The 20357-nt window shown below is 68.7% G+C and carries 17 protein-coding genes; 6 read left to right on the plus strand and 11 right to left on the minus strand.

Features of this window, described 5'->3' with window-relative positions; genetic code table 11:
- The first annotated feature begins 33 nt into the window (after positions 1-33).
- Together OV287_RS07980 and OV287_RS07985 are read left to right on the plus strand one after the other, a co-directional pair.
- A complete protein-coding gene (locus tag OV287_RS07980; protein WP_267533389.1) occupies positions 34-1851 on the plus strand; it encodes a DUF1592 domain-containing protein in 1818 nt (605 codons plus the stop codon).
- The gene (locus OV287_RS07985) at positions 1848-3410 is read left to right on the plus strand and encodes a DUF1552 domain-containing protein (RefSeq protein WP_267533390.1); all 1563 of its coding nucleotides are present in this window, start codon (positions 1848-1850) and stop codon (positions 3408-3410) included. Before OV287_RS07980 ends, OV287_RS07985 begins: the two co-directional genes overlap by 4 nt.
- Here OV287_RS07985 and OV287_RS07990 read toward each other — a convergent pair.
- The 10 genes from OV287_RS07990 to OV287_RS08035 form a co-directional block, all read right to left on the minus strand.
- Positions 3407-3961 (minus strand): hypothetical protein, encoded by a 555-nt coding sequence (locus tag OV287_RS07990; RefSeq protein ID WP_267533391.1) that lies wholly within the window; start codon positions 3959-3961, stop codon positions 3407-3409. The genes OV287_RS07985 and OV287_RS07990 overlap by 4 nt on opposite strands.
- Entirely contained in the window at positions 3958-4995 is a 1038-nt protein-coding gene (locus OV287_RS07995) for a FecR domain-containing protein (RefSeq protein WP_267533392.1), read from the minus strand. The genes OV287_RS07990 and OV287_RS07995 overlap by 4 nt, the downstream gene beginning before the upstream one ends.
- Positions 4979-5515, minus strand: coding sequence for an RNA polymerase sigma factor (locus tag OV287_RS08000; protein WP_267533393.1), 537 nt, complete (start codon positions 5513-5515; stop codon positions 4979-4981). The genes OV287_RS07995 and OV287_RS08000 overlap by 17 nt, the downstream gene beginning before the upstream one ends.
- Positions 5516-5588: 73 nt before the next feature.
- On the minus strand, positions 5589-6479 hold the full coding sequence (locus tag OV287_RS08005; RefSeq protein WP_267533394.1) for an autotransporter outer membrane beta-barrel domain-containing protein: 891 nt from the start codon (positions 6477-6479) through the stop codon (positions 5589-5591).
- 136 nt (positions 6480-6615) lie between these two features.
- Entirely contained in the window at positions 6616-8394 is a 1779-nt protein-coding gene (locus OV287_RS08010; protein WP_267533395.1) for an ABC transporter substrate-binding protein, read from the minus strand.
- Between the two features lie 4 nt (positions 8395-8398).
- Positions 8399-8677: a DUF2160 domain-containing protein gene (locus OV287_RS08015; protein WP_267533396.1), complete on the minus strand. Its 279-nt coding sequence runs from the start codon at positions 8675-8677 to the stop codon at positions 8399-8401.
- A 6-nt stretch (positions 8678-8683) separates the two neighbouring features.
- On the minus strand, positions 8684-9475 hold the full coding sequence (locus OV287_RS08020; protein ID WP_267533397.1) for a carbohydrate ABC transporter permease: 792 nt from the start codon (positions 9473-9475) through the stop codon (positions 8684-8686).
- Positions 9472-10359, minus strand: a complete 888-nt coding sequence (locus OV287_RS08025; RefSeq protein WP_267533398.1) for a carbohydrate ABC transporter permease — start codon at positions 10357-10359, stop codon at positions 9472-9474. Before OV287_RS08025 ends, OV287_RS08020 begins: the two co-directional genes overlap by 4 nt.
- Positions 10356-11444, minus strand: a complete 1089-nt coding sequence (locus OV287_RS08030; RefSeq protein ID WP_267533399.1) for an ABC transporter ATP-binding protein — start codon at positions 11442-11444, stop codon at positions 10356-10358. The genes OV287_RS08025 and OV287_RS08030 overlap by 4 nt, the downstream gene beginning before the upstream one ends.
- Positions 11431-12549 (minus strand): ABC transporter ATP-binding protein, encoded by a 1119-nt coding sequence (locus OV287_RS08035; RefSeq protein ID WP_267533400.1) that lies wholly within the window; start codon positions 12547-12549, stop codon positions 11431-11433. Before OV287_RS08035 ends, OV287_RS08030 begins: the two co-directional genes overlap by 14 nt.
- A 187-nt stretch (positions 12550-12736) precedes the next feature.
- On the opposite strand from OV287_RS08035, the gene OV287_RS08040 reads away from it, so the two are divergent.
- The 4 genes from OV287_RS08040 to OV287_RS08055 all read left to right on the plus strand — a co-directional run bounded on the left by OV287_RS08040 (position 12737) and on the right by OV287_RS08055 (position 19475).
- Positions 12737-15202, plus strand: coding sequence for a S8 family serine peptidase (locus tag OV287_RS08040; protein ID WP_267533401.1), 2466 nt, complete (start codon positions 12737-12739; stop codon positions 15200-15202).
- 215 nt (positions 15203-15417) lie between these two features.
- On the plus strand, positions 15418-16011 hold the full coding sequence (locus OV287_RS08045; RefSeq protein ID WP_267533402.1) for a biliverdin-producing heme oxygenase: 594 nt from the start codon (positions 15418-15420) through the stop codon (positions 16009-16011).
- Positions 15992-18226 carry an ATP-binding protein gene (locus OV287_RS08050; protein ID WP_267533403.1) on the plus strand — a complete coding sequence of 745 codons (2235 nt, stop codon included), beginning with the start codon at positions 15992-15994 and terminating at the stop codon, positions 18224-18226. Before OV287_RS08045 ends, OV287_RS08050 begins: the two co-directional genes overlap by 20 nt.
- A 73-nt stretch (positions 18227-18299) precedes the next feature.
- Positions 18300-19475: a hybrid sensor histidine kinase/response regulator gene (locus OV287_RS08055; protein ID WP_267533404.1), complete on the plus strand. Its 1176-nt coding sequence runs from the start codon at positions 18300-18302 to the stop codon at positions 19473-19475.
- A gap of 4 nt (positions 19476-19479) precedes the next feature.
- Here the strand turns inward: OV287_RS08055 and OV287_RS08060 are convergent, their stop codons facing one another.
- Complete coding sequence (locus OV287_RS08060) at positions 19480-20223, minus strand: hypothetical protein (protein ID WP_267533405.1); 744 nt, start codon at positions 20221-20223, stop codon at positions 19480-19482.
- Between the last annotated feature and the right edge of the window lie 134 nt (positions 20224-20357).

Raw genomic sequence — 20357 nt, forward strand, 5'->3', positions numbered from 1 at the left:
GAGACACCGCACTCTCGACGAAGGACTGCTCGAATGCGGTTCGATAGGAAGCTCATCAACGCCTGCTGGGCGGCGCTCGCCGTGCTGGCCTCCGGGTGTGACGCGGGCTTTGTGGGGGGGTTCCCCGACCCCAACGCCCCCGGCCCCAATGCCCCTGGCCCCAATGGCGACGTCATAGGAGATCCCTCCCTCAACAACGTGGCCCGGGCGCCGCTCTATCAGTGCGATCCGGCCCAGGCGCCCCCGGTTCAGCCGCTCCGGCGAATGACCCGGGCCCAGGTCCGCAACACCTTCCAGGAGCTGAGCTCGAAGTTCGCTCCGACCTCCGCTGGCACGGTGTGGACGGCGATGGGGACCGCGTTGAATCGCCTTCCCCAGGATCTCCGCAGCGGCTCGATCCGGTCCCACGGCGGCTTCGCCCAGTTCGATCAAGCCGTACAGCAGGAGCACGCCGACGCGCTCTATGATCTGGGCGGTGTTCTGGGCGCGGAGTTCACCCGGACCACGGCGCGGCGAACGGAGGTCTTCAAGGCCTGCGCGACCAACGCCGACACCAGCGACGATGAGCGCTGCCTGAGCAACTTCATCCAGAGCTTTGGCGCGCGCGCCCTGCGGCGTCCGCTCACCTCCGAGGAGGTCCAGTTCTTCAGGACCGCCAAGAGGCCCGCGGACACGTCCGCTGTCGCTCCCGCCGTCCTGGCTGACGTGGTGAGCCTCATCGTCCAATCGCCGGAGTTCTTCTACTTCGTCGAGCAGGGGCAGGAGGGCGCCGAGGCGGACCTGAACGGTTACGAGCTCGCCAGCCGCCTCTCGTACCACTTCTGGCAAGCGCCACCGGACGACACCCTGTGGGACGCAGCCGCGAGCGGTGAGCTCCTCACCGACGCCGGCTACCGGGCTCAGGTCGAGCGGCTCTCGAGCTCGCCGCGCGCTTTCGTGGCCATGGACGACTTCTTCAAACACTGGCTCCACCTCGAGAACCTCCCCGAGCTGGATCTCCTCCTGGTCACGCCCAAGTTCGCGGCCTACGCTGGCCCGGACGCCCCGGGCCCCGACACCCGGGAGGCGGTGATCGAGGACGTGCTCGCCGCCGTGCGCTACGAGGCCAGGCGGCAGGGGAGCCTCTCGGACCTCCTCAACAACCGGTACTCGTTCGCCCAGGATCCCCTGCTCGCCCGCATCTATCGAGCGCCAGTCTGGGACGGAGCCAGCGCCCCTCCGGCATTCGGCTCGCAGGCACGCCCCGGCCTCATCGGCCGGGCGGCCTTCCTGATGACCGGGGCCGCGAAGACACGCCCCATCATGAAGGGGGTGACGATACGTCAGGATCTCCTGTGCGAATCTCTGCCTCCGCCTCCCGCGGACGCCACGTCGGTCCCGGTGGACCCGAGTCCGGACGCCACGACACGTGAGAGGGTCGAGCTGGTCACCCAATCCCCCGGCTCCGGCTGTTCGGGATGTCACATGGGCCGGATCAATCCGCTCGGGTTCGCGACCGAGGCCTTTGACGGGCTCGGGCGCGAGCGAACCTCGGAAGCGATCTTCGACGATGCGGGGAACAAGGTGGCGGAGCGCCCGGTGCGCACCGACTCCGTGCCGCGGATCCTCAGCGGTGACGTGACGCCGTCCGAGGGAGCCGCCGACGTCGCTCGCCTGCTCGACGAGAGCGGGCACGTCCATAGCTGCTTTGCCCGCATGGCCTTTCGCTTCAGCTTCGGGCGGAAAGAGCAGGACGGGGATGGGTGCAGCCTGTCCCGGCTCGAGAGTCTCACGCTGGAGAACCGGCCGCTGATGGAAATCTGGCGCGAAGTCGCCTTCCTGGAGCAGTTCAAGAAGAGGTCATTCCCGTGAGTGATTTGTCCTTCCGCCCGACGCGGCGATTCTTCCTCAAGGGCGCGGGCGGCGCCGTGCTCGCCCTGCCCGTGCTGCCTTCGTTGCTCAGCACCTCGGAGGCGCGTGCCCAGGCGGCGACGGCCAACAAGTGCTTCGTGGGGTTCATGACCCTGCACGGCGGAATCCAGCCGGGCAACATGTTCCCGGCGGACGCCACGCTGACGGAATCCATGTCCTACGCGGGGCACACCATCTACCGGGGGGCGCTCAACACCGGCTCGACCGCCCTGAGCCCGGTCCTCACCAGCCCGCTGCTGAGTCCGAACCTGGTCTCCAAGCTGAACGTCCTGCGCGGGTTGGACATTACCTTCCTGATCGCCCACCACTACGGGATGGCTTCGCTGGGAAACCTGGCCGCCACCAACGACCCCCACCCGATGCGGAGCTTTCCGCGCCCGTCGATCGATCAGGTGATGGCCTGGTCGAGCGCCTTCTACCCGAACCTCACCGGCGTCCGGCAGCGCTCCATCGTCGCCACCCAGAACAGCGTCTTCTCGTACCAGTACGCGGATCCCATCGGCCGGAGCGGCGGAATTCAACCGGTCTCCGACCAGAGCAGCTCTCTCCAGATTTTCGACCGGCTCTTCCCCAACGTCGGCGGAACGCAGCCGACGCGCAAGCCGATCGTCGATCTCGTCCTGGGAAGCTACTCGCGCCTCCGCTCCAACTCCCGGCTCTCTGCCGCGGACAAGCAGCGGCTCGACGAGCACGTTCAACGGGTCCACGAGCTCGAGCGCCGCCTGGCGACCGTGCCCGTGTCCTGCGGCTCGGCTCCGCGCCCCACCCAGAGCAATCATTCGCTCCTTGGCGGCTCCCTGGGCAACCCATCCTCGTCGTACCAGCTCAACCCGGACACCCAGGTCAGGTACTTCCAGCTCCTCAACGAGGTCATCGCGCTGGGCTTCAACTGTGGGGTCACGCGCGTCGCGTCGGTGATGGGGGACGCGTACGTCAACACCTTCTACGCCTATTCCAGGGATCTCTGGCACGAAGAGGTCGCGCATGCGGAGACCACCGCCACCGGGCAGGAACGGTTGGTCGCGGCGCAGCGACAATTCTTCTCGGGCGTGGTGATGGACCTGGCGACCCGGCTGGAAGGTCTCAGCGACGGGGCCGGAAACACCTTGCTCGACCAGAGCTTGATCCTCTGGATGCAGGAGCACGGGCCGTTGGCCCACGAGGGATTCAACATTCCGGTGGTGACCGTGGGCAGGGCCGGAGGCTTCCTCCGGACCGGGAGCTACTGTGACTACCGGAACCGAAGCAAGGTGATCGACAGCTCCGTGGGGATGGCGCCGGGCCTCACCTGGAACCAGCTCATGGGCACCAGCCTCCAGGCGATGGGCGTGCCCCGCACCGAGTACCAGGAGCCGGACCACGACGGCTACGGCAAGCGCTACGTCCAGACCACCAAGGACAACCCGGACAACCCCTACGGGCGCTACACCGGCGCGCAGGCCTGGCCGGACAGCGTCTGGTCCGCGGCGGGGGACGTGCTCCCGTACCTCCGGGCCTAGCGGTCAGGCTGCGAGTGGATGGAGATCCCGTCCACCTCGAGGGCGTCGCCGGGGTCTCCCTCGCTCCCGGTCAGGTCCACGCTGACGCGCTCGGCGTTGGCGGGTGCGACCATCTCCAGACGGGCGTTCGCCCAGTCGGCCCCCAACACCGGGCCGGCCAGCCGGTGCGCCTGGAGCTCCTCCCCCCTCGCGTCGCGCCAGCTCACCCTCATCTCGACCCTGAGCGAGCTTCCTCGAACGGCTCGGGCCCAGAACGTCGCCCGGTGCGCTCCCGGCGTGGCGGGAAAGCCCGGGTAGTTGTCGAGTGCGACTCCCCAGCCGTAGGGCTCGGTGAGCTCGATTCGCAGGCTCGCTTCCCCCTGCCTGGCGGCGCCCGGGGCGCGCGAGATCTTCGTCCCGTACCAGGCCGTCCAGTGGCCCACCCCCGCCTCGAGCGAGGCGGTCTCGGCGTCGAGCAGGTTGGACGTGGGGGAGTGGTCGACGACGGCCGGATCGCAGGCGGTGAGCGAGCCCAGCAGCGCCCAGGCCAGATTCCATCTCTGGAGCCTCATGGTTCGCGCTCTTGCCCATCCCGCGGGCAGTCGAGAACGGCTTGGGCCCGGCTCACTTCGGCATCGTACCGGCCGCGGATGAACTGGCGCCCATGCCATGCCCAGTGAGTGCACGCGCGCCGGGGGTCGCGGAGCTGATAGGTCAGGAGCGAGCCAAGCTCGAAGCTGAGGAGCTCGCGCATGGCGGGCGGTTGGGTTCGCAGGCCCTCCCCGAGCAGCCGGGCCGCGCCCTCGAACTCCTTCCGGCTGCGCAGCACGTCCACCTCCCGTAGGAACTCCTCCGCCGAGAGCTGCGGAGTCTTGGGCTCGCCCGGTGGCCTGGCTTTCGAGGACCGCGGCCCATTGGACGGAGGAGCGGGGAGCGTACTGATGGGGGGCGGCGGGCCCGGCACGGCCGGCTCCTCCGGCAACGGCCAATCCAAGCTCTGCCCCGGCTGGAGCCGGACCTCGGAGCCCCCCCGCGCCGGAACGAAGCGGATGGCGCCCTCGTGCAGCGTGACCGTCCCTCTGCCTTCTCCCTGCTGGACCGTGAAACGTGTTCCCAGGACCTGGATCTCCCCGTCCGATACCCGCACCACGGCGGGGGCCGAGCCCTCGAGGCGCGTCGTGACCGACAGCTCGGCCCCTCCGCGTACAATCCGAAGCCCGCCGGACTCCTGTCGGAAGACCAGCGGCCCCAGGTTCTGCACCGTGACGCCGCTCTCGGCGTCCACCAGCGTGGCCTGGCCCTTTTCGATCTCGAGGTCCTCCGCGTGCTGACGGGTCGTCAGCTCGCGGGACGCCGACACGATCTGGAATCGCCCGAGCGCTTCCGGCGTGGGGGGAGCCCTCCCCAACACCAACAACACCACCACCATCGCCATGGTGAACGCCCCGGCCCATATCCAACGGGGTACGGTCCGCCTGGCCCGGGGTTGGAGCGTGCCCTGCAGGCGCAGGCGTACCGCGTGGCGTGCCGGGACCGGCATTCCCTGCGTGGCTCGGAGGGTCTCCTCCTGCTTCAGCTCGGCGCGAAAGTCACGGTGCGACATCATCCACCCTCCAACCCCATGACGTGAGCCGCGCCCTGGCCCGGCCCAGCAGCTTGGAGACGTAACCTTCCGAGAGGGACAGGAGCTGAGCGATCTCTCTCTGACTCAGGTCGTCCATCGTCTTCAGGGCCATGACCACCCTCTCCTGGGGGGGCAGCCGCTCGAGCGCGCTGGTGGCCGAGTCCATCGTCTGACGACGCGCCAGGAGCTCCTCGGGGGTCGAGGGCGTCGCGGGACGCAGCAGCGAGTCCACCGCGCTCTGAAGCCGGCCCGCAAGCGTGCTCTCCCTCCGGAGGGCGGTGAAGGCAACGTTCTGGGTCACCCGGAACAGCCAGCCCCGCACGTCCTCTTCGCGAAGCCAGGCGCGATGCTCCCAGGCCTTGACGAAGACGTCGTGAGTGATGTCCTCGGCCCAGCTTCTTCGGCCTTGCGCATAGCGCATGGCCCAGACGAACACCTGGTCCGCGTGCTCGTCGTAGAGCGCCTCGAAGGAGACCGCTCCCTCGGGCGGGCCTGGACTCATTTTTCCGGCAGGAGAAGCGGGCGACACCTTCAGCAAAAGGTACCACGTTCGGGGCCGCCTGGAGTGGGCCCGGCTACGGCGCCCACGTCAGGCCCAAGACTGTTTCCCCCCGGAGACCGCCTCTCGTCCATAGCGTCATCCCTTCACTCACATGTTCGATCGGCGTGGAGAGGCCGAGGGCGAGGCGCAGTTCCAGGGAGAGGCGCGCTGCGACGGCCCAGCGCGCCCGCAACCGGGCCCAGCCGGCGGGCCCGACGAGGGTGCCCCCGCTGGCGGCCGCGAACGGGTCCGTCACCTGGTAGCCGTGCAACACCAGGCCGAACGCGGCGCTGGGCTCGACCTGCAAGGGGCCGGCAAGCGCGAACCGGTAACCCAGCCCCACGCTCCCCTGAGTCTCGAACACGTGCATGTCCAGCCCGCGCGACGCGGAGATGCCCGCCTCGAGGTCCAGGCCGATTCGCCCCAGCCCCAGGCGTGCGGAGGTGAGCAGGAGCGGGTCCACGGCGCCAGTGCGCCAGAGGGCACCCGCGCCGAGTGACAACTCGAGCGGCGAGCCGCGTTCCGCAGCAGGAGCCGTCACCGGCGGAGGAGTTGTCTCGGGTGATGGCACGTCCATCGCTCGCGACAGCTCCGCGACTTTCTGGGTCACCTCGAAATGAAGCGCGTCCAGTGAGCCCGCATCGAGCCGGACCACCCGTTGAAGGCTCCCGGCCGGCCCGAGCGCTTCGACCACCAGACTGTTCTCGACCCGGCGGGCCCTCACGCGAATCTGCGCGGCCGGGTGGTCCGGGGAGACCACCGCGAACCCCTCCTGGGTCAGGCGAAGCGATACCTTGCGCTCGAGGGAGAGCCCGTCGAGCTGCCGATAGTCTTTCTCGGACAGCGAGCGGAGGTCGAACGAGACGGAGACCATCGAGGTCTGCGCGACCAGGATGGTGGAGACGAGGACGGCCAAAGCATTCACGGATGCGATTCGCTTCTCCGCCGTGGAACGGCGATCGAGAGCACCAGTGTATGCGAACCGGCCGGGCTTCCAAGTCTCGGGGGAAATGGGGAGCGCACACGTTCATGGCATGCGCGCTCCCCAGCAGGACTGCGCGCTACTTCACGCGTCCTTCCTTCCACGCCTGGAGGAGCTGCTCATAGGGCACGGTCTCGCCCTTGGGCTTCTCGTTGGCGAGCTTCGGATGGGGTGCGCCCGGAGCGTCGAACCAGGTCTTCGCGTCCTTCACCGGGTTGAGCTTCGGCGGGCAGTTCTGCATACCCGCGCGCTCCAGCCGTCCCATCACGTCATCCATCTGCTCGGCCAGCGAGTCCATGGCCTGCTGCGGCGTCTTCTCGCCCTCGACGGCGAGGCTGATGTTCTGCCACCAGAGCTGCGCCAGCTTCGGGTAGTCCGGCACGTTGGTGCCCGTCGGTGTCCACGCCACGCGAGCGGGGCTCCGGTAGAACTCCACCAGGCCGCCGTACCGGTCCGCCACCTTCGTCACGTGCTCGGAGCGGATGTCCGAGTCACGAATCGGCGTCAGGCCCACGAAGAACTTCTTCAGCGACGTGCTCTTGGCCACCGTGAACTGCGCGTACAGCCACGCGGCCTTTCGCTTCTCCAGCGGGGTGCTCTTGAGCATCGTCCACGAGCCCGTGTCCTGGTAGCCGAGCTTCGTGCCCTCCTCCCAGTAGGGGCCATGGGGCGAGGGCGCCATGCGCCACTTGGGCGAGCCGTCCGCGTTCACCACCGGCAGCCCCGCCTTCGTCAGCGGCGCGGTGAAGGCCGTGTACCAGAAGATCTGCTGGGCCACGTTGCCCTGGCCGGGGACCGGGCCCGCCTCGGAGAACGTCATGCCGGCGGCCTGGGGCGGCGCGTACTTCTTCAACCACTCGATGTACTTGGTGAGCGCGTACACTGCGGCGGGGCCGTTCGCCTCGCCACCGCGCGCCACCGAGGCGCCCGCGGGGTTGCAGCCCTCGACGCGGATGCCCCACTCGTCCACCGGCTTGCCGTTGGGGAGGCCCTTGTCGCCCACGCCCGCCATGGACAGCCACGCGTCCGTGAAGCGCCACCCCAGGGACGGGTCCTTCTTCCCGTAGTCCATGTGGCCGTACACCCGGACGCCATCGAGCTCCTTCACGTCGTTGGTGAAGAACTCGGCGATGTCCTCGTAGGCGGACCAGTTCACCGGCACGCCCAGCTCGTAGCCGTACTTCTTCTTGAAGCGCTCCTTCAGCTCCGGCCGGCTGAACCAGTCCTGGCGGAACCAGTACAGGTTGGCGAACTGCTGGTCCGGCAACTGGTAGATCTTCCCGTCCGGGCCGGTGACGAAGCTCTTGCCCATGAAGTCGTCAATGTCGAGCGTGGGCAGCGTCACGTCCTTGCCCTCGCCCGCCATGAAGTCTGACAGCGGCACGACGTGTCCGTAGCGGACGTGGGTGCCAATCAGGTCGCTGTCATTCACATACATGTCGTAGATGCTGCGGCCCGACTGCATCTGGGTCTGCAGCTTCTCGATGACATCGCCTTCCTGGATGAGGTCGTGCTTGACCTTGATACCGGTAATCTCCTCGAAGGCCTTGGCCATCGTCTTGGCCTCGTAGACGTGTGTGTCGATCGTCTCCGAGACCACGTTGATCGTCTGTCCGCGGTAGGGGGCGGCGGCCTCGCGGAACCACTTCATCTCCGCGAGCTGCTGCTCACGGGTGAGGGTGCTCGGCGTGAACTCCTGGTCCACCCACTTCTCGGCGGCCTTCTCCAGCGCGGCGACGTCCACCTGCTGCGCGGTGGTGGCGGGCTTCGCACCGTCCTCCGGCTTCGACTCCTTCTTGCACCCGACGACGGGGACTGCCACGGCCAATGCCAGCGTCCATCTCAACGCGTTCTTCAACGGGTTACCCCCAGCGAGCAATGAAGAGCATGAACAGCAACGACAGACCTACGGCGAACCAGACAGAGGCATCCGTGAGCCCCACCCACGCGAGGTGGATGAAGGCGCTGCCCATCAGCCCGACGAAGAGGCGGTCTCCGCGGGTGGTGGCCATGGGCAGCAGGCCGCGGCGGGGCAGGGAAGGGGAGCGGATTCCCCAGACGGTATAGGCGGCGAGCAGCAGCGCGATGACCACGAAGAAGCCGGCCGTGGGCGCGGTCCAGGCCATCCATTCCAGGTCCATGGTGGCTCACACCCTTCCCAGGGCGAAGCCCTTGGCGATGTAGTTGCGCACGAAGTAGATGACGACCGCGCCCGGCACGAGCGTCAGCACTCCGGCGGCGGCGAGCAGGCCCCAGTCCATGCCGGCGGCGCTCACGGTGCGCGTCATGGTGGCGACGATGGGCTTGGCCTCCACGGATGTGAGCGTGCGCGCCAGCAGCAGCTCCACCCAGGAGAACATGAAGCAGAAGAACGCCGTCACGCCCACGCCCGAGCGGATGAGGGGCAGGAAGATGCGCACGAAGAAGCGGGGGAAGCTGTACCCGTCGATGTACGCGGTCTCGTCGATTTCGCGCGGCACGCCGGACATGAAGCCTTCCAGAATCCACACGGACAGGGGCACGGTGAAGAGCATGTGCGCGAGTGCCACGGCCCACGGGGTGTCGAACAGGCCGATGCTCGAGTAGAGCTGGAAGAAGGGGAGGAGGAACACGGCGGGGGGCGACATGCGGTTGCTCAGCAGCCAGAAGAAGAGGTGCGAGTCACCGAGGAAGCGGTAGCGCGAGAAGGCATAGGCGGCGGGCAGCGCCAGCAGTACGGAGAGCACGGTGTTGATGCCCACGTACGTGAGCGAGTTGATGTAGCCGTTGCTCCAGTCCGGGTCGGTGAAGATGGTGACGTAGTTGGCGAACGTGGGATTGCGGGGCCAGAGCGTGAAGCCTCCCAAGATCTCCTCGTTCGTCTTCAACGACATGCCCACCAGCCAGTAGATGGGGACGAAGCTCAGCAGCAGGTAGAGGGGAACTGCGAGGCGTCTCATCGCGCCTCCTGCGAGCCCGACTTGGAGCCCGTCGAGCCCGTCATGGCGGTATAGAAGATGTAGCTGAGCAGCAGGATGACGAGGAAGTAGACCAGCGAGAAGGCGGCCGCGGGGCCCAGGTCGAACTGGCCCACCGCGAGCCGCGTGAGGTACTGGCTCAGGAAGGTGGTGGCGTTGCCGGGTCCGCCGCCGGTGAGGACGAAGGGCTCGGTGTAGATCATGAAGCTGTCCATGAAGCGCAGCAGCACGGCGATGGTCAGCACTCCGCGCAGCCGGGGCAACTGGATGAAGCGGAACGTGGCCCAGGCCGAGGCGCCGTCGATGCGAGCCGCCTGGTAGTAGGCTTCGGGGATGGCGCGCAGGCCCGCGTAGCAGAGCAGGGCCACCAGGGGCGTCCAATGCCAGACGTCCATGAGCAGCACCGTGAGCCAGGCATCCAGCGCGTTGGCCGTGTAGTTGTATTGGAAGCCGAGTTCGGTGATGACCACGCCCAGCAGGCCGATGTCACCGCGGGCGAAGATCTGCCAGATGGTGCCCACCACGTTGAAGGGGATGAGCAGGGGCAGGCCCAGCAGCACCAGGCTCAAGGACGCGGCGCGCCCCTCTTTCGGGAGAACGAGTGCCAGCGCCACGCCCAGGGGAATCTCCAAGGCCAGCACCGCCAGGGAGAAGCCGAGCTGCCGCCGCAGGGCTCCGTGCAGCTCGGGGTCCCTCAGCACTTTGCGGAACCACTCCGTCCCCACGAAGACACGCTGGTCCGGTCCGAGGATGTCCTGCACCGAGTAGTTCACCACCGTCATCAACGGGATGATGGCGCTGAAGGCGACGGCCACCAGCACGGGCAGCACCAGCAGCCAGGCTTTCTGATTGGTGGGTTTGCTCATGGGATGGCCCGGCCTCCGGCGTACAGCGTCGTCCAGCGAGGCGGCAGCTCCAGCCAGCAGCTCTCTCCGGGCGCGAGCCGCTCCTCCTCGGGCAGCCGCACCTTGAGGGCCTGGGCTCCCAGCTTCGCGGTGGCCAGCTTGTGCCGCCCCAGGTTCTCCACCTGCGTCACCTCGACGCGCACCGAGGACGGCGTACCCTCGGGGACGCGCCGGAGGAACTCGGGACGGATGCCGAGCCGCAGCTCACCCCCGGCCGACCGCGCCCGTGCGCACACGCCCGCGTCCAGGGCCAGCCGCTGCCCCTCCACCACCACCGCGTCGTCCTCCACCGTGCACGGCAGCAGGTTCATCCCCGGGCTGCCGATGAAGTAGCCGACGAAGGTGTCCGCCGGGCGCTCGAAGAGCTCCTGCGGCGTGCCCACCTGCACCACGCGCCCCTGGTTCATCACCACCACCCGGTCCGCGAGCGTCAGCGCCTCCACCTGGTCGTGCGTCACGTACACGAGCGTCATCTTCAACTGCTCGTGCACCTGCTTCAGCTTGCGGCGCAGCAGCCACTTCACGTGCGGGTCGATGACCGTCAGGGGCTCGTCCAGCAGGATGGCGGCCACGTCCCGGCGCACCAGCCCTCGGCCCAGGGAGATTCGCTGGCGCATGTCCGCGGACAGCCCGCTGGCTCGCAGCCGCAGGTCCGGAGTCAGCTCCAGCAGCTCCGCTACCTCTTCCACCCGCGCCCGCGTCTCGCTGGCCCCCAGGCCCCGGTTGCGCAGCGGGAAGGCCAGGTTCTCGGAGACGGTCATCGTGTCGTAGATGACTGGGAACTGGAACACCTGGGCGATGTTGCGCCGCTGCGGCGGGGCCTCGGTGACGTCCACGCCGTCGAAGAGCACCTGTCCCCGGGTGGGCCGCAGCAGGCCGGAGATGATGTTGAGCAGCGTCGTCTTTCCGCACCCCGAGGGCCCCAGCAGCGCGTAGGCGCCGCCGTCCTCCCAGACCAGCTCCAGGGGGCGCAGCGCGTAATCCTGCTCGGAGGCGGGGACGGCCACATAGGCGTGGGCGATGCTGCGGAGCTCAATCCTGGCCATGCGCGGGCTCCTCGGAAGTGAAGGAAGGCGCGGCCACGAGCCGGCCCTCAGCGCTGAACACGAACATCCGGGACGGCGAGACGAACAGCTCCACCGGCGCGCCAAACGGGTGCCGGTGCACGCCCTCTACCTGCGCGGTGAGCGCGAGCGAGCCGTGCGCCGCATGCACGAGTGTCTCGGAGCCGCTCACCTCCTCCACCTCCACATGCGCGGGGATGCGGATGTCCCCGGGGGTGCTGGGCGCGAGCCGTACGTGGTGGGCGCGGACGCCCAGGCGGTAGCGGCCGGGCGCGAGGCCCTGCAGGTGCCCGGACAGTGGGAAGGCCACCTCAGGCGAGAGGCGCGCTCCCGCGTCCGGGGAGACTTCGGCGTCCCACAGGTTCATCTGCGGATCGCTGAAGATCTGCCCCACGCGCTCGGTGGCGGGGGACTGGTACACCTCCAGGGTGCGGCCCGTTTGCAGCACGCGGCCCTCGTGGAGCACCGTGGTCCTCCCGCCGAGCAGCAGCGCCTCGGTGGGCTCGGTGGTGGCGTACACCACGACGGCGGGGCGGTTGCGGAAGAGCTGGCGGATCTCCGTGCGCAGCTCCTCGCGCAGCTTGTAATCGAGGTTGGCCAGGGGCTCGTCCAGCAGCAGCAGCGAGGCGTCCTTGGCCAGGGCGCGGGCCATGGCCGTGCGCTGCTGTTGCCCACCGCTCAGCTCCGAGGGGAGTCGCTCCAGGTAGGGCTCCAGGCGGAGGGCGGCGGCTGTCTCGCGCACGCGCCGATCGAGCTCCTGCTTGCTGAGCTTCCCCGCCAGCCGCAGCGGCGAGGCGATGTTCTCGTAGACGGTGAGCGAGGGGTAGTTGACGAACTGCTGGTACACCATGGCCACGTTGCGGTGGCGCACGTCTACGCGCGTCACGTCGACCCCGTCCGCGCGGAGCGTCCCCGTGGTGGGCTTGTCGAGCCCCGCCATCAGGCGCAGCAGCGACGTCTTTCCCGCGCGTGTGCGACCCAGCAAGATGTGGAAGGTGCCGGGTTCGAGCTTCAGGTGGATGTCCGCGAGGTGTGTCTCTCCCTCCACCACGCGTGTGACGTTCTCCAGCTCGATGCCGTGCCTCACCCGGTGTTTCCCCTCGATGCGCTACGCCGTGAGTGACCGCGGGCGCATCGTAGGGAGAAGGCTCTCGCCGGGTCCAGCATCAGGAGAGCGGGCAGCGCCGGTAGCTGGGGGGGGTGCTCTGGACGCGCTGCCTCACGGCACTCTAGCGTCCGGCCTGAAACACCTCTCCTTCATCCAAGGAACCCGAATGATCCGCCGCCTTGCTGTCCTGGGGCTGTTGGGCCTCACGGCCTGTCCCTTCATCGAGATCGATGACGATGATGATATCCCGCTGCCCGTGTCTTCCGGCTCGGTGCAGGGAGCCCTCACCCCGTTCCAGGGGCAGTCCGCTGGGGTCCACATCACCCGTTCCCCTCTTCTGGAGGAAGCGGGGGCTCGGGAACTGTCGCGGGCGGTTGCCAGCGCCCTGGCTTCCAAGGGGGTGCTGCGCACGGGCTACCCGGCGAGCCCCCTCTCGGCGCAGGAGTCCATCATCACTGGAGAAGTCATCGTCCGCTTCAACGAGGCGAACCTGCCCGCGGAGACGGTCCTCGAGCGGGTGCGGGCTTCTGGCTACCGCGCCGTGCACAAGGGCTATATCAGCGAGCACCTGCATGTCATCCGCTACGAGCCCACGGGGGTGCAGGCCCAGTCCGGCGCCCAGGGCTCGGCACCCGTGCGCGCCCTGACGAGCGCGGAGCACACCTCGCTCGTCCAGCGGCTCTCGGCCATTCCTGGGGTGCGCTACGCGGAGAGCAACCTGCGCGTGAAGGCCTTCTCCGTCCCGAATGATCCGCTCTACTCCCGGCAGTGGCACTACCCGAACATGAACCTGCCGGCCGCCTGGGACATCACCACCGGTGATGACTCCATGGTGGTGGCGGTGGTGGACACCGGCATCGTCCGGCACCCGGACCTGGACTCCCGCATCATTCCGGGCATGGACCTCATCTCGGACTCCACCAACGCGGGGGATGGCAACGGCGTCGACAACGACCCGACGGACATGGGCAAGGACTCGCCCAACGGTGGCTCCTCGTTCCACGGCACGCACGTGGCCGGCACCATCGGCGCGGTGTCCAACAACGGGCTGGGCGTGTCCGGCGTCACCTGGAAGGGGAAGCTGCAGGCGGTGCGCGTGCTGGGCACCTCGGGTGGCTCGCTGGCGGACATCGCCGCCGGGATGAACTGGGCCTCGGGCGGTTCGGTACCCGGCGTGCCCGCCAACACCTCGCCCGCGCGTGTCGTCAACCTGAGCCTGGGTGGCACAGGGACCGCGCCCCAGTCGGTGCAGGACATCGTCAACGCCGGCGTGGCGCGGGGCTCCATCTTCGTCATCGCCGCGGGCAACGAGAACCAGAACGCCACCAACACCTTCCCGTGCAACATGCAGAATGTCATCTGCGTGGGCTCGGTGCGCTTCAACGGCAAGCGCAGCAGCTTCTCCAACTACGGCTCTCCGGTGGACGTCATGGCCACGGGTGGCCAGACCAGTGAGGACCGCAACGGCGACAGCTACCCGGACGGCGTGCTCTCCACCCTGCCGGACGCCCGGAATCAGCCCGGCTACGACTGGTACAACGGGACGAGCATGGCGGCCCCTCACGTAGCGGGCATCGTGGCGCTGATGCTGGCGGTGAACGAGTCGCTCACCTCCGCCCAGGTGGAGTCCATCCTCAAGGAGACGGCCGACACCGCCAGCCAGTGCACCGAGGGTTGTGGCGCGGGCCTCGTCAACGCCCAGGCCGCCGTGCTGCGGGCCAAGGGCGCCTCGGACCCCAGTGCGCCACCAAAGCTCGGCGTGAGCACCACCCAGCTCTCCTTCACGGGCAACGGCTCCCAGCAGCTCACGGTGCGCAACGTGGGAGGCGGCACGCTCCAGGTGAGCGCGAGCGTCGCCGGGGCGCAGGCCTCCGCGGTGTCCCTCTCCAACAGCACGCTGTCGATTCCCGCCTACAAGTCCGTCCCGCTCACGGTGAACGTCAACCCGGGGGCGCTGTCCAACGGCAACTACGTGGCCCAGCTCACCCTCAAGGCCACCACCGGGACGGGCTCCGCCGAAGTGCTGGTGAAGTTCCGGGTGGGTGCCTCGCAGGACAAGGACGCCGTCATCGCCTTCGCCTACAAGAACCTGCTCGGGGAGTGGAAGGTGGATGAAGAGGGGGTGGCGCTGGTGCCGGCGGACAGCGGCTACAGCTACGCCCTCGAGCTCCCTTCGCGGACCTACTACGCGCTGGCCACCATCGACGATGACGAGGATGGCGAGTTCTTCGAGGAGGGGGAGCGCGTGGGCTTCTGGCGCGACGCCACCGAGCTCGAGCCCATCGAGGTGAAGAAGGACCAGGTGGTGAAGGACATCAGCTTCACCCTGGTGCCCTACAGGTCCACTGAGGAGGAGCCGACTTCGACGGTGGGACAGCCCTGCACCAGTAACGCGCAATGCGGCACGGCGGGCCTGTGCGTGCCGGCCTCCGAGGGCTACCCCGGGGGGTACTGCACGCAGGACTGCCTCTCCTCTGGCTGCCCGGCGGGCTCCAAGTGCTACTTCAACACCGCGGAGACTGCGGCCTACTGCTTCGCCACCTGCACGGGCGTTGGTGGCCAGGGCACGTGCCGCTCGGGCTACGTCTGCTACGACGACGGCACTGGCGGCGGGGCGTGCGACATCCCCTGACGGGAGGATGAGGGGTGACCCGGCTGTTGTCCGAGGCCGGGTCCCCCGCGCGGCTGTCTCTGAGAACACGGACAGGGCGGCAGGGGCCTGTTCCCCCTTGCTCGCCTGCCCTCCGGGCTGGCGGAAGGTTGACACTCGGATGCATTCTTCGTTCCCCGCATCGGGGAACGATGGACATGCTCGGAGACGCCTTGTTTCCCCCAGAGCCCCGCACCTTGTTACAGACCTTGAAGGCGGAGACCCGCCCCCACCATGAGCGCGCTGAGCGCGTGGTGCGCCTGCTGTCACCGGACCTCACCCTGTCCGGCTACCGTCGTCACCTGGAAGCCCTCTACGGCCTCTACGCGCCGTTGGAAGCCGCCCTCGCTTCATGCTTGGAGGGCCTCTTCCCCGCGCTGCGCCTCGCCGATCGGTGGAAGTTGCCGCTGCTGGAGGCGGACCTCCGGGCACTCGGCCATGACGATGCTTCGCTGGCTCGCCTGCCGGTCTACTCTTGCCCGCCCGCGCTGCCTGGAGTGCCCGAAGCGCTCGGGACGCTGTACGTCCTGGAGGGCGCGACGCTCGGTGGGCAGCTCATCCTTCGTCACCTCACGCGCCACTTCGAGCGGGGGGCCGCGGGTGGCTTCTCCTTCTTCCGGGCCTATGGAGAGTCTGTAGGGCCCATGTGGAGAGCCTTCGGCGAGGCCCTGCTGTGCGCCTGTCCGGACCCGGTACTGACTCCCCGGGTGGTGAGGGGCGCCCAGGACACCTTCGAGGCCTTCGAGGCCTGGCTCCGTGAGGTCCACGCCGATGCGCCCTCCAGTCTCTGAAGCGGACCTCTCCCAGTGCGAGCGTGAGCCCATCCACCTGCTGGGGGGCATTCAACCCCATGGAGTGTTGCTGGCCTTCTCGGAGCCGGACCTCACCCTGCGGCTGGTGAGCGCCAACACCGAGGCCTGGCTGGGGCGCCCACCGCAGGCACTTCTGGGTCGGCCGCTGGCAGAAGTCCTCCACTTCTCCTCTCTCGTCCTGCTCACCCGGGCGCTGTCCCAGCCCGTCAACGGTACCCTGCGCCTCGAGGCCGCGGGTCGCTTCTTCATGGGTCTGCTGCACCGGAGCGACGAACTGGCGGTGTTGGAGCTGGAGCCCACCGAGGCGGACTTCAGCGAGGAGGAGGCGTTGGGCATGGTGGACCTGCTCCTCTCGCCGCTGGCCCGCGCTCAGGGGCCGCTGGGGCTGCTCCAGGCGGCGGCGGAGGCGGTGCGCGCGCTCACCAGCTTCGACCGGGTGATGGTGTATCGCTTCGACGTGGACTGGCATGGTGAGGTGGTGGCGGAGAGCCGCGACGAGGCCATGGACGGCTTCCTGGGCCTGCACTTCCCCGCGAGCGACATCCCCGCCCAGGCCCGCGCCCTCTACACGCGTCACACGCTGCGGCTCATCGCCGATGCGCGCGCCGCGCCCGTGTCGCTGGTGCCCTCCGTTCTGCCCTCGTTGGGGCGTCCGTTGGATCTGTCCGGCGCGGCCCTGCGCAGCGTGTCCCCTGTGCACCTGGAGTACCTCGCCAACATGGGGGTGGGCGCCTCCATGTCCATCTCCGTGCTGCGGGACGGCCGCCTGTGGGGCCTCATTGCGTGCCACCACCGCACGCCCCTCCTCGTACCGGCCGCCACGCGCCGCGCCTGTGACGTGCTGTCCCGGCTGGTGTCGCTGCAGCTCGCCGCCGAGGAGCGCGCCAGCGTGTCCGCCGAGCTCGCCCGCCGTGCCCACCTCCAGACACGGCTGGTGGAGCGGCTCTCCGAGCAGGCGGGGACGCTGCCCTCGGCGCTCTCCCGAGAGGCGGACCTCCTTCTCGGAATCACCGGGGCGGGTGGGGCGGCGCTGCTGCTGGGCGAGGCCCCCGTGCTCTTGGGCGCTACGCCCTCCTCCAAGGACGTGGTGGAGCTGGCCGCCTGGCTCGCCGGGCAGCACTTCGACGGCACCTTTCACACGGAGCGGCTCGGCCGGCTCCACCCGCCGGCTGCCGAGTACGCGGACGTGGCCAGCGGTCTGCTCGCGGTGCGCCTGGATGCGGTCACGCCCCGCTTCGTCCTCTGGTTCCGCCCGGAGGTGGCGCGCACCGTCACCTGGGCCGGCAATCCCCAGAAGCCCGTGGTGTCTGGGCCCGGTGCCAGCCGCCTCCACCCGCGCGCTTCCTTCGACGCCTGGCAGGAGACGGTGCGCGGGGCGAGCAGTCCCTGGACTCCCGAGGACGTGGCCGCCGCCATGGGCTTCCGCGGGGCGTTGGTGGGCGTGTTGTTGCGCCATGCCGTCGCCCTTGCCCGCTCCAACGTGGAGCTGGATGCCTTCAGCGGCACCGTGGCGCACGACCTCAAGGAGCCGCTGCGCGGCATCCAGCAGTACGCGGGCTTTCTGCTCGAGGACTACGGCGAGCAGCTCGGCGAGGACGGGCGCAGGCAGCTCGAGGAGGTGCGGTGGCTGGCCGGACGCACCCAAGGCCAGATGGATGCCCTCTTCGAATACAGCCGGGCTGGGCGTGTGGAGCTGGCCTGGGGCGAAGTGGACATGCAGGGTCTGGTGGAAGACGTGTTGCTGACCGTATCCGCCCGCTTGCAGGAGAATCAGGTGGAGGTGCGCACCCCCAGGCCGCTGCCTCGGGTGGAGTGTGATGGGGTCCGCATCCAGCAGGTCTGGGCGAACCTCCTCACCAATGCCGCCAAGTACCACCAGACGGGCGGGCCGCGTTGGGTGGAGCTGGGCTTCTATGGCCCGGGCGAGCCCCTCTCTTCCCCAGCGCGGCGGCGGCCGGATGAATACGTCTTCTACGTGCGGGACAACGGCATCGGCATCGCGGAGCGGTTCCACGAGGACATCTTCGAGATGTTCCGCCGGCTGCACCCTGCCCATTCCTATGGGGGCGGCAGCGGGGCGGGCCTGACCATCGCACGGCGGCTCGTCCGGCTGCACGGGGGCGAGCTGTGGGTAGAGTCCTCGCCCGGCCAGGGCTCCACCTTCTATTTCACGCTGGGAGAGAGGCCTCGTTGATGGAACGGCCCCTGCTGCTGGTGGAGGACACGGTCAGCGCGGTGCTGCTTCCCGGACTGGAGGAGCCCCAGGGATGAGCTTGCGTGTGCTGCTCGTCGACGACAGCCTCGCGGATCAGCGGGGGCTGCGAAGGGCGCTCGAGAAGGATACGGAGGTGCAGTGGGAGGTGGAGCTGGCCAGCTCCGCCGAGGAGGCCCTGGAGCGCATGCGGCACGAGCCGGTGCCCGACGCGCTCGTCCTGGACTTCCACCTGCCGGGCATGGATGGGGTGACGCTGCTGCGCGAGCTGCGCGAGCGGTGCAAGGCGCGCATGCCCGCGGTGGTGGTGTACACCGGCAGCGGCAGCGAGGCCGTGGCGGTGGAGGCGATGAAGTCAGGGGCCCACGACTACCTCCTCAAGGAGACCTTCTCGCCGGAGCGCCTGCGCCACAGCCTCCACAATGCGGTGGAGGCGGTGCGCATGGTGCGCGAGCTGGAGGAGCACCGCCGCCAGGCGGAGAGCGCTGCGCGGGCGGCGCGCGAGGCTCTCGCGGTGCGCGACGAGTTCTTCGCCATCGCCACCCATGATCTCAAGGGGCCCCTGCAGAGCATCCTGTTGAGTACCCAGCTCTTGCGTCGTCAGCTGCCCCCGGAGGCGCAGACGGCCGGGGTGAAGACGCGGCTGGATCAGATCCTGCGTGGCACGCAGCGCATGGGCGAGCTGATCGACCACTTCCTGGAGGTGACGCGGGGAGGGGAGAAGCCGCTGAAGCGCGAGCCGGTGGACCTGTTCGCGCTGGTGCGCGCCAAGGTACGCGAGCTGGGGCCGTTGATGGCCACGCACCCGGTGCACCTGCACGTGGAGGGCACGGACTTCCAGGGCAGTTGGGACGAGCCGAGCCTGGAGCGGGTGTTGGACAACCTGCTGGGCAACGCCGTGAAGTACAGCCCGCGGGGTGGCTCCATCGACGTGTGGCTGAGCGAGGAGTCTCCAGGCCCGGAGGGCTGGGTGCGGCTGCGCGTGCAGGACCAGGGGATGGGGATTCCGGCGGCGGACCTGCCGCACATCTTCGAGCGCTTCCGCCGGGGCCGGAACGTGGCGCCGGTCATCTCCGGCAGTGGCGTGGGACTGGCGAGCGCGCACCGGCTGGTGGAACTGCACGGCGGGACCCTCACCGTCGAGAGCGAGGAGGGCAAGGGCTCCACCTTCACCGTGCGGCTGCCACGAGGGATGGGCGCGCGCGAGTCCCAGGTGGAGCAGTCGGCCTGACGCTTCAGGGGCCGATGGAGGTGGGCACACGCGGCGCGGTTCCCACCGCTACGTAGCACTTACCCTGGTAATCGGCAGCGCCTTCGGAACAGGGCGGGCGTCTGGCGATTTCCATCCAGCAGCCTCCGTGGATTTCCACCTCGGCACGCTTTGCATCGCACGGAGGCTTCTTCTGCCCTTCGAAGGGTTTGCTGGGCATGGGGAAGCCCTGAATCCCTGTCGCGGACTCATCGCTCGGACGGGTGAAGACTGGCCGCTCCACCATGGCGTTCACCGTTTGGTGATGCACGGTGGACCGTGGCCAGAGGACCACCGGGAGCGCAAGCAGCGCGGCCATCGCCAGACCAATACGGGGTGAACGGAGCCATCCACCCGGACGAGACCGCGGCTCCTTCGGGCCTCCGGTCAAGTGGGCTTGGGCCTCGGGCCGCTCATCGAGGCGCAGTAGGGCCGTCGTCCACCGGTCGAGCATCCATGCGAGCTGCGTGACCTGACCTCCTTCGGGTGCATGCTCCACCTCAAGCGCGAGGTAGGGGGGTGTTACGCTGGAGATGGCGCGCACCTGCCAGACATTCTCTGGCCGCAGCTCTCCTTTTGGTCCGGGTGAGAGCACCAGGGCCGCGTTGCCCGTCTCGTTGTTGCGAGTCTCGTACAGGCGCCCCACCCCTCCGCCGATACCGCGGTAGCGCCGGGTGATGTGATACGGCCCCAGCGTTTCTCCGCTCGAGGGTTTGTCTTCCTGCTTCATGGTTTCCTCCCAGGGCCGGGTGCCTCTTATGGAGGACGTCCCTTCAGGTTTCCATTGCGATTCTGGCGATAGCACGTTCGCGGTAGGGCGGCGAGGTTCGCGCGAATTCCCAGCGCATGTCATGTCGGAGGTGC

The sequence above is a fragment of the Archangium lansingense genome (assembly GCF_026626635.1).
In the GTDB taxonomy this organism is placed as follows: domain Bacteria; phylum Myxococcota; class Myxococcia; order Myxococcales; family Myxococcaceae; genus Archangium; species Archangium lansingense.